Source organism: Leuconostoc falkenbergense, assembly GCF_045801155.1.
GTDB lineage: Bacteria > Bacillota > Bacilli > Lactobacillales > Lactobacillaceae > Leuconostoc > Leuconostoc falkenbergense.
In genome coordinates, this window is record NZ_CP174386.1 from 687,463 (window position 1) to 700,122 (window position 12,660).

Below are 12,660 nucleotides of genomic sequence, written 5' to 3' on the forward strand. Positions count from 1 at the left end.
ATTGTTCTTTATATTTGGAGGGAAAAATGCGGCTATGGGTAACCGGATATCGTAATTATGAGCTTGGTACTTTTGGTGATCAAGATCCCAAAATTAAGGTGATTAAATTTGCATTGAAACAGGCATTAAAGACGCAATTGGATGAAGGGTTAGAGTGGGTTATCACAGGTGGTCAGTTGGGAATTGAGCAATGGGTGGTGTCGGTTGTTCAAGAATTGAAAAGGGACTATCCAAATTTAAAAGTTGCTATGATGCTGCCTTTTAAAAACTTTGGCGGGCAATGGCAATCAAAAAATCAAGAAAAGCTGCACGACTTGATTGCACAGAGCGACTTCGCAGAGAGTGTGTCTGCTCAAGAGTATCAAGGTTCAGAGCAGCTCAGAGCTTACCAACAATTTATGCTTTCACATACGGATGGTGCATTATTAATATATGACGCAGACTATCCAGGAAAAACCCAGTTTGACAGTCAAATTATTCAAGCATATCAAAAGAAAACGCCCTACCCATTGACACAAATTGATATGATGGCGTTACAAGATTACGCTACGGAATACGAAGAACAACGTATAGAAAATATAATATTTGATGAATAATTGTTTATTTTTCTTGTAATTCTGAGAATTTATTGGTAATATAAATTAAGTTAAAAAATTAAACGAGGTGTGTCTTGTGGAACAAGTAAAATACACGCAAAAAGATATTTTAGAACGTGTTTTTAAGCAAAAGCGCATGGGTGTCGGATATGATCCGGCCGATGTCGATAGCTTTTTAGATGATATCATAAAAGATTATGGTGCATTTGGTGGTCGTATTGAGCAACTACAAGGTGAAGTTGCGCGTTTACAGACAGCATTAAAAGATGCGCAAGATCAATTAGTCCTTGTAAAACAACAGAGCGTTCAAGCTGCTAATGTTGCACCTGCGGCGCCCGTGGTTGAGGCAGTATCGCCTGTTGTTACGCCAGCGCCAGAGGTTAAGCCTGTTGCACCTTCAGCTAATACTGTTACTAATTTGGATCTGATTAAACGTGTTGCTAACTTGGAACGTGCTGTTTTTGGTCGTGACCACTCTGAAAATGAAAACGCGTAAAATATGATTGTTGTTGTTGTTGTTGTATAAGTATCGGGTAATTGCGCGTCATATTTCTGACGTGAGGAAGGTCCATGCTCGCACACTCTGAGATGGGTGTAGTGTTTGTGCCGGGATAAAGAATAAACCCGGGGGCAGTGATGCCACGGCGATCGAAAAGGCTAAGGCTTCTAGCTATGTCTGAATAGATACGAAGGTGCCATAGAAACGTATATGTCAGTGAAAATTGGCATTTGAGACGAGGTAAACCCCACAAGCGGGCAACCCAAACTTTTGGTAGGGGCGGCTGATCTAGTAAAATGAAACGATGATCGGTATGGTTTAAGCAATTGAACTTAGATAGATGATTACCGAAGGTGATATGTACCTGCATATCACTGGAACAAAACATGGCCTACAGATACTTATATCAGGTAAGCTCGCTTCGGCGAGTTTTTTTAATGAATAAAAAGCAAGGGTATGCAGTTATTTTTTGTATAAAAAGAAAATAATGTTGCATAAAAATTCATTATCGCGTAAACTGTTATTATTGTGATACAGCACAAGGAGAGATTTGGATATGCAGAAAATAATTAAAAAAATAATGATAGTAGCAATGCTTTCAATTATGTTAATGCCATTTGTCGGAACTTTAGGTCAAACTAAGGTGAACGCAGCAACAACCGATCCAGCATTGACTAAAATCAAAAAGAAAGGTACATTGGTGATTGGTTTGTCAGCCGATTATGCGCCTTTTGAATTTCACGCGACTGTTAATGGACGTGATCAAATTGTTGGTTTTGAAGTTGACATGGCTAAGCAAATAGCCAAGGACTTAGGCGTTAAGCCAGTTATTAAAGAAATGGGATTTGACGGTCTGATAGGTGCCCTGCAGACTGGTAAGATCGACGTTATCATTTCAGGTATTAACGCAACACCGGAACGTGAACAAGTTGTTGACTTTTCGCAGGCTTATTTGAAGCCATTGCAAACAATAATGGTCCTTAAAAAGGATGCTGGCAAATATTCGAGTAATTTGTCTTCCTTTGCTGGTAAAAAAATTGGTGCCCAAAAGCAAACGACTCAAGAAACTTATGTTCAAGATAACATGAGTAGCTCAACATTAGTTAGCCTGCAAAAAGTGCCTGATTTGGTTGCACAGTTATCAACTGGCAAGATAGCTGGAATTGTGTTGAATGAACCAATTTCTAAAGCATATACACAACAAAATAAAACTTTCAAAATTATTTATCCAAAGCCTGCTTCAGGTGAAGGGGCAGTTTCAGTAGCTATGCCCAAAAACTCACCAGTCTTGAAGTCAAAAATTAATGCTTCGATCACTAAGATTGTCAAATCTGGAAAATTGGCAGCATATCAGAAAAAAGCCAATAAGTTAATGTTTGCTGATCAGTCTTTCTGGGCGAAGTACGGTAACTTATTTATTAAAGGCACATTGCTAACGCTGGCGTTAGCCGCTATTGCTGTTGTGATTGGCGTTATATTAGGTACGATATTCGCATTATTTAAGCTATCACCTAATTTTATCCTAAAAGCAATTGGTAATATATATGTTGAATATGTCCGTGGCACGCCACTGCTTGTTCAAGCATTTATGGTATTTTTCGGTACACAAGTGATTGGATTCAATTTGTCTGCCTTTGCTGCTGGTGCTTTGGCCATGGGATTAAATTCTGCCGCCTATGTGGCAGAAATCATCCGTTCTGGTATTAACTCCGTTGATAATGGCCAAAACGAAGCGGCGCGTTCGTTAGGCTTGTCTAAGGGCAAGGCAATGCGTTATATTATTTTGCCGCAAGCCGTTAAAAACATATTGCCAGCATTGGGAAATGAGTTTGTGACTGTCATCAAGGAAGGTTCCGTCGTATCTGTCATTGGTGTTGGTGAGTTGATGTTTCAAACAGGTGTTGTCCAAGGCGCATCCTTTAAGCCATTTTTCCCATTGGTGATTACATCATTAATCTACTTTGTCTTAACATTTGGTATTAGCCGAGCACTGGGTTATGCTGAAAATCGTATGAACAGGACATCTCGATAATATTAAGAGCTATTAAAAAAGACTTGATTAGAAATCAAGTCTTTTTAGATTGTTTTTGATTTTAGTTTTGGAATAGTGAGCATGACACTTAGGCTAATCAGATACAAGACAGATAGAAATCCCATGACGATGACCAATGAATAGCGATCCATTAGAAAGCCAATGAGAACACTCGAGAATCCGCCAACTGCACGACCAAAATTCATGATGGTGTTATTGGCAGTGGCACGAATTTCCGTGGGGTATAAATGGCCCATAATGGCACCATAACCACCATACATACCATTTGCAAAGAAACCAACTAACATTTGTGCTAGAAGTAATTCTACTTTGTTTGACGCCATTGTTAATACAAAAACTGCAAGTGCTGAAGCAATCAGAAATATGGTATAAGCACGTCTTGCGCCAAATTTATCCATAATTGCGCCAAAAGTTAGCATGCCAAGGCTCATCCCAATTATTGTGGCAATCATCCAGAGAGAGGAGCTTGCAGCAGTGAGCCCAATTCGTTTTTGCATGATGGATGGCAGCCAGTTCATAAGTCCAAAATAGCCAGCGATTTGGACCATAACCATAATCATTAAAGCAATTGTTTGCCATGCTTGCGCTGGTGTTGCAAATAATGCTGTAATGGAACCCGGACGATACTCGGTGCTGGTCTGCTTAGCTTGCATATCAGTGAACACTTTACTTTCCGATAAGTGTCGGCGAATAAAGAAAATCAAAATGACGGGTAGTAAACCAAAGACGTAAAGTGTATGCCAACCAAACATTGGCAAAATTACGGCTGCCAAAATTGCTGCCAATATGGCGCCAATTTGACCACCAATAGCTGAAAGGGATGTTACTTTGGCGATAGCTCTTTTTGGAAAACTTTCAGCAATAATAGCCATTCCAGAACCATATTCACCGCCAGCACCTATTCCAGCAAGAAAACGCAGAGCGTAGACCCAATAGACATTTTTGGCAAAAAACATTAATGCTGTTGCGATTGCAAAAATCCAGATAGTGTATGTAAAGACTTTTACTCGGCCATACTTGTCAGCTAATATGCCAAAAAAGAGACCGCCAATCAGCATACCTAAGTTTGTGATTGATGATATCAGGCCAGCTGCTGCACCTGATATATGCAAATCAACAATCATAGATGAAAGTGTAAATGACAAAAACATCACATCCATGTTTTCCAACCCGAAACCTGCTGCAGTAGAAGCGATTACCTTTTTTTGGTAAGCACTAAAATGGTGCGCATTGAGCGGGGACATACCAGTTTGTTGCATATTAATTCTCCTTGAAATGATTACTCACAGGTAATCTTTATTTGCTGGTTAGAATTATCTAAGTCTTGTGATAGTTCAAACGATTTGATTATACGCTTAATTTTTTTTCAATGCAACCTGATAATATAAAAAACCACTTTGGTGTGTACACTCAAAGTGGTTTTTTTGTAGTTAAATTTAATATTCAAAAGTTACTCGAACGCCTTCAGGAATAGCAAAGTCTTTTTGCAAAAGTGTCAGTTCCCCAGACTCACTGTCACGACCGTATAACGATACGTTATCTGTATCTTGGTTAGCAACAACTAAGAATTGTTCGTCCTTGTCCCAATTCATATCACGTGGAAATTCTCCCTCAGTGCTAATGAGTTGGATTCGTTCAATTTCTGCACCAAGATTTGAAACTTTAAATACGGCAACTGAATTATGCCCACGGTTTGAGGCGTAGATGTAGTGTCCGTCCTTGCTCAAACGAAGAGCTGCTGATCCGTTATGTTCTGTCCAGTCTGCGGGTATTGTAGAGGCAGTTTGAACGTGTTCGAAAGAACCATCTTCAGAATTATATTTTAGCACACTCAGCAAACTTGACAATTCTCCAAGCAGGTAGGCGTATTGACCATCTGGTGAGAAGCGAATATGTCTTGGGCCAAAACCAGCTTCAGTTGTGAAGCGTGATGCTTCAGTAAGTTTGCCATCATCAGAGACATCGAAAGTAATGACTTCGTCAGCACCAAGATCCACAGCAACTAAACGATTATCTGGTGTCAAATTGCTAAAGTGAATGTGTGATGACCCTTGTTCTGGGCGTGGACCTGAACCTTCATTTTGCCATTGATCAGTTAATGTCAAATTACCATCGGCATTAATGTGATAAACTTCCACAGTACCACGATGGTAGTAGCCGGCGTATACTAATTGTCGCGCTTCGTCTACGCCAATATAGGCTGGAGCAGATCCTTCGCTGAGTTGCGCATCAATTTCAGCCAGCGGGCGTACAGAATTATCAAAGGTGACAACGCCACCTTGACCATCACGATTTTCAACCGCGTAAACCTTGTTTGCCTTTGAGACTGCAAGATAGGTTGGATTAGTGAGTTCACCAACAAGTGTTGGGTTTTGTAATAGCTTTTTCTCAGTATCAAGTTCCGCTTCATACAATCCCTTTGAGATTCTTTTTGTGTAGGTGCCAAACAAAATTTTATAAATTGCCATGATAAGGACTCCTTTAAAATGTCTAAATTTATTATACTCGAATGTAAGCCTTTTCACAAATTTCTTTGTTAACGGAGCTGTCATTATGCCTGAAAAGCATGATGAAACAGCGCGATTTTGGCTAGCAACATGATTTTTATTTCTATGGTAAAATAATAATAAACGTGATGAATCGGGGAATATTTATGTTAAAAGACCAAGAACAACAGTCATGGTACAGACGATGGTTTTCTGGCAACAACTTACTCAATGGACTTATTGTGATACTGCTAATCTTACTGATTATTTTTCTGGCTTGGCAAGTTCGTTTTGTGTTTGAACCTATGCGAGCTTTATTTACGGCAGTGGGTGCCCCAATTATTATTGCAGGGGTTTTGTATTATTTGCTGAGTCCATTGGTAAACTTATTGGAAAAGCATGTTCATTTACCCAGAAATTTATCAATTGGCATTGTATTGATTGCACTTTTAGCAGTCATTGCTGGGGTGATTGTTGCTGTTTATATGGTATTACGCACACAAGTTGTGTCATTTATTGATAATTGGCCACAATATTGGCGCACGAGTGAACGCTTTATTAACGACACATTTGCATCTGATCAATTTAAGTTTATTCGTGATTACCTAAATCATACAAATGCGGATATCAACCAAAATGTGATTGATTGGAGTAAAAAGTATTTGACGAGTGGTGTTGCTGGCATTAGTTCGTTTGCGTCGACGCTAACTTCAATTGGTGTAACGATGGTTTCTACGCCTTTTATCCTTTATTACATGTTGCTTGATGGACATAAATTTTCAGCTGTTGTGGCTGATAAATTCCCACAAAAGGCACAAATATCTGTCTATCATTTGTTGAGAGAAGTGAGTTCGCAAGTGGCACAATACATTCGTGGACAGCTCGGTGTTGCGTTAGCGGTTATTATCATGTTCTCGATTGGTTATACAGTTATTGGGTTACCGTATGGTATATTATTGGCTTTGATGGCTGGCTTCTTTAATATGATTCCGTATGTAGGATCTATTCTTGCCCAAGTGCCAGTGTTTACAGTGGCGTTAATTGCTGGGGGACCAAAGTTGTTAATTTTGGCGATAATTGTTTTGGTAATTGAACAGCCCATAGAAGGCCATGTGATCGCCCCAAAAATTTTGGGTGAAGCACTGTCTATTCACCCTGTCACTGTCATTGTGGTATTGTTAAGCGGTGGCCATATTTTTGGTGTATTAGGTGTTGTGTTAGGCGTTCCAACATATGCTGTTGCGAAAGTTCTAGTGACACACATATACGAGTGGTGGCGACATAATTCAGAATTGTTTAAAGTGGAAGGAACCGTTGAAAAATGACTAATCATGTTGTTTTATTTGAACCCTTAATGCCTGCTAATACAGGTAACATTGCGCGTACAACTGCTGGTACGGACGCTGTTTTACATTTAATTGAGCCTCTAGGTTTTGATTTAGATGACAAACATGTTAAGCGGGCTGGTCTCGATTATTGGGACCACGTGCAATTGGTAAGGCATCCAAGCTTGCCGGATTTTTTGGAAACGTTGGCACCTACGGATCATTTGTATCTCGTTTCTAAGTTTGCGAACCAAGATTATACAGAGCCTGATTATACACAAGCTGATGGGGATAACTACTTCCTTTTTGGTAAAGAAACCACTGGTTTACCAGAAGTGTTTATGCGTCAAAACCCAGAAAAGGCAATTCGGATTCCACAAGACGACACACATATTCGATCTCTGAATTTGTCAAATACTGTTGCCATTGTCATCTATGAGGCGCTACGTCAACAGTCGTTTCCAAATCTTGATACTGTTCATACTTATGAACAAGATAAATTAAAATAAGGGGTTGACGTCACTACAAAATCTTGTTATGATTATATAGTTGTTTCAGCAGTGAAATAACAAAGACCATGGCTCGTTGGTCAAGTGGCGAAGACGCTGCCCTTTCACGGCGGAATCGAGAGTTCGATTCTCTCACGAGCTACTAAAAGTCGCAACTTCGGTTGCGGCTTTTTGTGTATAATTATTGAAATTAAATGACTTTATTGACAGTTAAGCAATTCTTAAGAATTAAAGATGAACACGCGTTCGCATTTTAAACATGATAAAATAGAGCGTTAATAATATATGAGGTAATAATTTTGGCTACCAGAAAAACAACCAGAAAACGACGAACAACCAGTTCACGTTCAAAAAAACAGCAACATCCACTTGCTAGAAATTTGACGTTATTAATTAGCGCTATTCTAGGTGTTTTGGGTACTTTTAAGCTGGGCTTGATTGGCATTTTTGTAGCGAATATTTTCCGCTTTTTCTTTGGTAACGTTTATTTTGCAATTATTGTTCCCTTAACAGTCGGGATGCTATATTATATGCTCATGCGAAAGTTGCCTAAAATCGCTGGACATTTTTGGATGGGAGCCGGTATGGCATTTATTGCCATTGAAGTTATTTCTTCGTTACTGTTCTTTACTTATACGTTGCAAGATGGTACAGGATATGTAAATGAAGTCATTCGTATTATCAAGCAAGATTTTGCGAATCAAGCAGCTAACACACCACTTGGGGGTGGCGTTGTTGGTGCGGCAATATACCATGTGTTGTTCATGTTAATGTCAAATGTTGGTACTTGGATTGTCACGACATTGTTATTATTTGCTGGTGTGATTATATTTTTCCGAATTCCAGCTCGTGATATTGCTGAAAAAAGTGTTGAGAAGGCACAAGCGGGTGTGGCATATATTCAAGAACAACGGGCTAACGCCCCTAAACGTGAGCCTTTTTTCAATAAAAACGGACGTAAAAAAGATATTACTGATTATGGCGATAATCCATTAGGTGTTGATCATTCGGCTGCGTCAGAAATGGACAATCAGGCTGAAAAGGTTACTGACGAGTTGCCTCAAAGCCACGAATTTATTGAACCAGAAATTAAGTGGAATGGTCCAGTAACGAATAATGAAAATAAACCGTCAGAGGAAGTGGTAACACCTGCCACAACATTATCAGAGGCTGATGAAGAAGTATCGCTAGCGACCGATACACCAGAAGCAAATAATCCAGATTATCAACTGCCATCAGCAGAATTGTTGACACAGGTACCTCCGGCGGATCAAACAAAAGAATTTAAAAGTTTGACTGAAAAGTCACGCCTAGTTCATGACACATTACAAAGTTTTGGTGTGGAAGCGGAAGTGACCAGTGTCTCATTGGGACCAACCGTTACGCAGTATGAATTAAAACCTGGACAGGGAGTTAAAGTTAACCGCATTGCTAATTTGGCAGATGACTTGGCGTTAGCCTTGGCGGCTAAATCAATACGTATTGAGGCACCGATTCCAGGAAAACCATATGTTGGTATTGAAGTACCAAATGATACACAAGCAACTGTCGGATTCCGAGATATGATTGAACATGCACCGTTTGATGATAATCCACTAAATGTGCCACTTGGCAGAGATGTTACAGGTAATATTATTATGGCCGATTTATCAGCCATGCCACATTTATTGATTGCCGGTTCAACAGGATCTGGTAAATCTGTGGGACTCAACGGCATTATCATTTCAATTCTACTTCGTGCTAAGCCTAATGAAGTTAAATTGATGATGGTTGATCCGAAGGTAGTTGAATTATCGATTTACAATGGGATCCCACATTTGCTAACACCAGTTGTTTCTGAGCCAAGAAAAGCTGCCAAATCATTGCAAAAAGTAGTTGACGAAATGGAAAATCGTTACAAATTGTTAGCGCAATTTGGCAAACGGAATATCGGTGAATATAACGCTGCGGTTGATAAACAAAATGCTGGTGCTATTGCAACAGGTGAGCCTATCATGCAAAAAATGCCCTACATTGTCGCAATTGTTGATGAGTTTGCAGATTTAATGAGTACGGTTGGTAGTGAAATTGAGGTTTCAATTGCACGATTAGGTGCCAAAGCCAGAGCTGCTGGAATTCATATGATCTTGGCTACTCAGCGTCCAGATGTTAAAGTGGTCAATGGGACTATCAAAAGTAACATTCCTGGTAGAATTGCTTTTAGAACGGCTTCAGGCATTGATTCACGTACGATTTTGGATAGTAACGGTGCAGAAAAGCTGTTAGGCAGAGGTGATATGATTTTTGCGCCACCTGGTAAGCCAACACAACGTGTGCAAGGTGCCTTCATTAGTAACGCTGATGTTACTAGTGTGGTAGAATTTGTTAAAGCGCAGCAAGAAGTCCAGTATTCTGAAGCTATGACGGTGACAGATGAAGAAGTTGCGCAAGATGGTAGTGATATATCGGATGGTAACAGTGAAGATGAATTGTTCCAAGACGCATTGCAATTTGTGATTGAACAACAAAAGGCATCGACTTCGTTATTACAACGACGATTTAGAATTGGGTATAATCGAGCTGCCAGATTAATTGATGACTTAGAAGCAAGTGGCTATATTGGCCCAGCTGATGGTTCAAGACCGCGGCACGTCAATGTTTCGGATGGCAGTTCCGGTATTGAACAGTAAGTGTAAAACAAGTGATATAAAAGGAGAGTAATATAATGGCATTATCAAAAGAACAAATAGCAGCATTACAAAACGTATATGACAATGGTATTCTTGATCATGATGACGTTGCCCATGATGCTTTGAAGCAGGTATTAGTGGATTTGAAAAAATAAATTGCAAAAGTTCTAAAACAGTGCTAAGATTGTTTTTAGAAACTTTGATGAGGACAACTTGATTACTGTGCGTTTAAAGAGAGTTCATGTTTGGTGGAAATGAACAGCGTAAGTTTGATAGACTACCTTTGAGTGGTGATAAGTAGGTAACGAAATTCATTCGGGTGACGCCGTTAATTGTCATTTAAGTTGCATCTTATGATGCAAAACTTGGGTGGTACCACGGTAAAGCGTCCCTTTGAGCCTTTTGGCTCAGAGGGACGCTTTTTTCAAGTGTTGCGCAGGGTTTCGAAACGTAATTTGATTATTTATGATGAAGAGGGAAAGTATATGACAGAAATTCAATTAACATTTCCAGATGGTGCTGTAAAATCTTTTGCAGCAGGTACAAAGCCAATTGAGGTTGCAGCTGGGATTTCAAAGTCTTTGGCCAAAAAAGCAGTTTCCGCTAAGTTGAATGGTCAATATGTTGGCATGAATGATGCGATTGAAAATGATGGCGAATTCGCATTAATTACGACAAGTGATGATGAAGCGTTGGAACTTTTACGTCATTCAGCATCTCATTTGTTGGCGCAAGCCTTAAAACGCATTCCTAAGTTTGCTAATATGCACTTTGGTGTTGGACCATTTATTGATAATGGCTTTTATTACGACACTGATAACGGTTCAGGTAATCAAGTTTCAATTGACGATTTTGCGGAAATTGAAGCCATGATGCACAAGATTGTTGCAGAAGATTTGCCAATTGTATCACGTGAAATTTCACGTGACGAAGCGTTGACATTATTTAAAAATGATCCATACAAGATTGAACTCATTAATGATTTGCCAGCCGATGAGAAAATCACAATTGCTGTTCAAGGCGATCATGTTGAATTAGACAAAGGTGGACTTGTGCCATCAACAGGTTGGGTAAAACATTTCAAATTAACTTCAGTTGCCGGAGCCTACTGGCGTGGTAAATCATCTAATCCAATGATGCAACGTATTTATGGTATTGCTGAATGGAAACAAGCGGACGTCGATGCTGAGGTTAAACGTCGTGAAGAAGCTAAAGAACGTGATCATCGTACCATTGGTCGTGATCTAGACTTGTTCTTTACTAGTCAAGAAGTTGGCTCTGGGTTGCCAGTGTGGTTACCAAATGGTGCAACTATTCGTCGACAAGTTGAACGTTATATTATCGACAAAGAATTAGCAAATGGCTACCAACATGTTTATACACCAGTGTTGTCGAACCTGAATTTGTATAAAACGTCGGGGCATTGGGATCACTATCGTGAAGATATGTTCCCACCAATGGATATGGGTGATGGCGAATTCCTAGAGTTGCGCCCAATGAATTGTCCTTCACATATTATGGTCTTCAAGCATAAGCCACGTTCATATCGAGAATTGCCAATGCGCATTGCAGAGCTAGGTATGATGCATCGTTATGAAAAATCAGGGGCTTTGACAGGATTGTCACGCGTTCGTGAAATGACTTTAAACGATGGGCATACATTTGTGGAACCTGAAAAGCTTGAAGAAGAATTTAAGTCAATTTTGACAATGATGATGGAAGTTTACCGTGACTTTGACATCACTGACTATCGTTTCCGTTTGTCGTATCGTGATCCTAAAAATACAGAAAAGTATTTTGATGATGATGACATGTGGGAAAAGTCTCAAGCGCAATTGAAACGCGCAATGGATGATCTTAACCTTGATTACTTTGAAGCAGAAGGTGAAGCTGCCTTTTACGGTCCAAAATTAGATGTCCAAACTAAAACAGCATTGGGTGGTGAAGAAACAATGTCTACCATTCAACTGGACTTCTTGTTACCAGAACGTTTTAATTTGACTTATATTGGTGCTGATGGACAAGCTAACCATCGTCCGGTTATGTTACACCGTGGTATTGTGGGCACAATGGAGCGCTTTACAGCTTACTTGATTGAAATGTATAAGGGCGCTTTCCCAACATGGTTAGCACCATTACAAGTGCAAATCATTCCCGTTAATGTTGATGCGCATGGTGAGTATTCTCGAGATATTCAACAAAAATTGCAAGCCGCTGGCTTGCGTGCACACGTTGAGACAAAGGATGCCAAGATGGGCTATTTAATCCGTGAGGCACAAACGAACAAAATTCCATATACTTTGGTTCTAGGTGATTCTGAAGTGGATGGTCAAACTGTCACAGTCCGTAAGTATGGGGAAGACAAGACACAAACCATGTCATTTGAAGATTTCCAAAACATCATATTGACTGATGTTTCACACTATTCACGTGAAGTAAACGATTAAAAAGTTCAATTATGGCGTTGTTAACAAAAGCACCCTACGAATTTCGCAGGGTGCTTTGCAGTAAGAGGAGAAGTAA

The 12,660-nt window shown here is 39.7% G+C and carries 9 protein-coding genes, 1 tRNA gene, 1 other RNA gene and 1 other annotated feature; of the genes, 9 read left to right on the top strand and 2 right to left on the bottom strand.

The genetic code is table 11. The features are described from left to right. Positions 1–26 precede the first annotated feature (26 nt). The 4 genes from ACI3ES_RS03415 to ACI3ES_RS03430 all read left to right on the top strand — a co-directional run bounded on the left by ACI3ES_RS03415 (position 27) and on the right by ACI3ES_RS03430 (position 3,127). Complete coding sequence (locus ACI3ES_RS03415; RefSeq protein ID WP_114666537.1) at positions 27–596, top strand: DUF1273 domain-containing protein; 570 nt, start codon at positions 27–29, stop codon at positions 594–596. 76 nt (positions 597–672) lie between these two features. Next, on the top strand, positions 673–1,092 hold the full coding sequence (locus ACI3ES_RS03420; protein ID WP_114666538.1) for a DivIVA domain-containing protein: 420 nt from the start codon (positions 673–675) through the stop codon (positions 1,090–1,092). 29 nt (positions 1,093–1,121) lie between these two features. Continuing rightward, positions 1,122–1,494, top strand: an RNA gene (gene rnpB, locus ACI3ES_RS03425) — RNase P RNA component class B. A gap of 157 nt (positions 1,495–1,651) precedes the next feature. After that, on the top strand, positions 1,652–3,127 hold the full coding sequence (locus tag ACI3ES_RS03430; protein ID WP_004915330.1) for an ABC transporter substrate-binding protein/permease: 1,476 nt from the start codon (positions 1,652–1,654) through the stop codon (positions 3,125–3,127). A gap of 44 nt (positions 3,128–3,171) precedes the next feature. On the opposite strand, the gene ACI3ES_RS03435 is transcribed toward ACI3ES_RS03430, so the two are convergent. Both ACI3ES_RS03435 and ACI3ES_RS03440 read right to left on the bottom strand, forming a co-directional pair. Next, positions 3,172–4,407 carry an MFS transporter gene (locus tag ACI3ES_RS03435; protein ID WP_114666539.1) on the bottom strand — a complete coding sequence of 412 codons (1,236 nt, stop codon included), beginning with the start codon at positions 4,405–4,407 and terminating at the stop codon, positions 3,172–3,174. A 177-nt stretch (positions 4,408–4,584) separates the two neighbouring features. Beyond that, positions 4,585–5,616 (bottom strand): lactonase family protein, encoded by a 1,032-nt coding sequence (locus ACI3ES_RS03440; protein ID WP_004915325.1) that lies wholly within the window; start codon positions 5,614–5,616, stop codon positions 4,585–4,587. A gap of 185 nt (positions 5,617–5,801) precedes the next feature. Here ACI3ES_RS03440 and ACI3ES_RS03445 point away from each other — a divergent pair, with 185 nt between their 5' ends. The 5 genes from ACI3ES_RS03445 to thrS all read left to right on the top strand — a co-directional run bounded on the left by ACI3ES_RS03445 (position 5,802) and on the right by thrS (position 12,584). Then, the gene (locus ACI3ES_RS03445) at positions 5,802–6,959 is read left to right on the top strand and encodes an AI-2E family transporter (protein ID WP_114666540.1); all 1,158 of its coding nucleotides are present in this window, start codon (positions 5,802–5,804) and stop codon (positions 6,957–6,959) included. Then, entirely contained in the window at positions 6,956–7,468 is a 513-nt protein-coding gene (locus ACI3ES_RS03450; RefSeq protein ID WP_004915320.1) for a tRNA (cytidine(34)-2'-O)-methyltransferase, read from the top strand. Before ACI3ES_RS03445 ends, ACI3ES_RS03450 begins: the two co-directional genes overlap by 4 nt. A gap of 70 nt (positions 7,469–7,538) precedes the next feature. Then, positions 7,539–7,610 (top strand) — tRNA-Glu (locus ACI3ES_RS03455). Positions 7,611–7,767: 157 nt separating this feature from the next. After that, the gene (locus ACI3ES_RS03460) at positions 7,768–10,137 is read left to right on the top strand and encodes a DNA translocase FtsK (RefSeq protein ID WP_114666541.1); all 2,370 of its coding nucleotides are present in this window, start codon (positions 7,768–7,770) and stop codon (positions 10,135–10,137) included. A gap of 190 nt (positions 10,138–10,327) precedes the next feature. Further along, positions 10,328–10,533 (top strand) — a binding site (T-box leader). Between the two features lie 89 nt (positions 10,534–10,622). Further along, on the top strand, positions 10,623–12,584 hold the full coding sequence (gene thrS, locus ACI3ES_RS03465) for a threonine--tRNA ligase (RefSeq protein ID WP_114666697.1): 1,962 nt from the start codon (positions 10,623–10,625) through the stop codon (positions 12,582–12,584). Positions 12,585–12,660 lie beyond the last annotated feature (76 nt).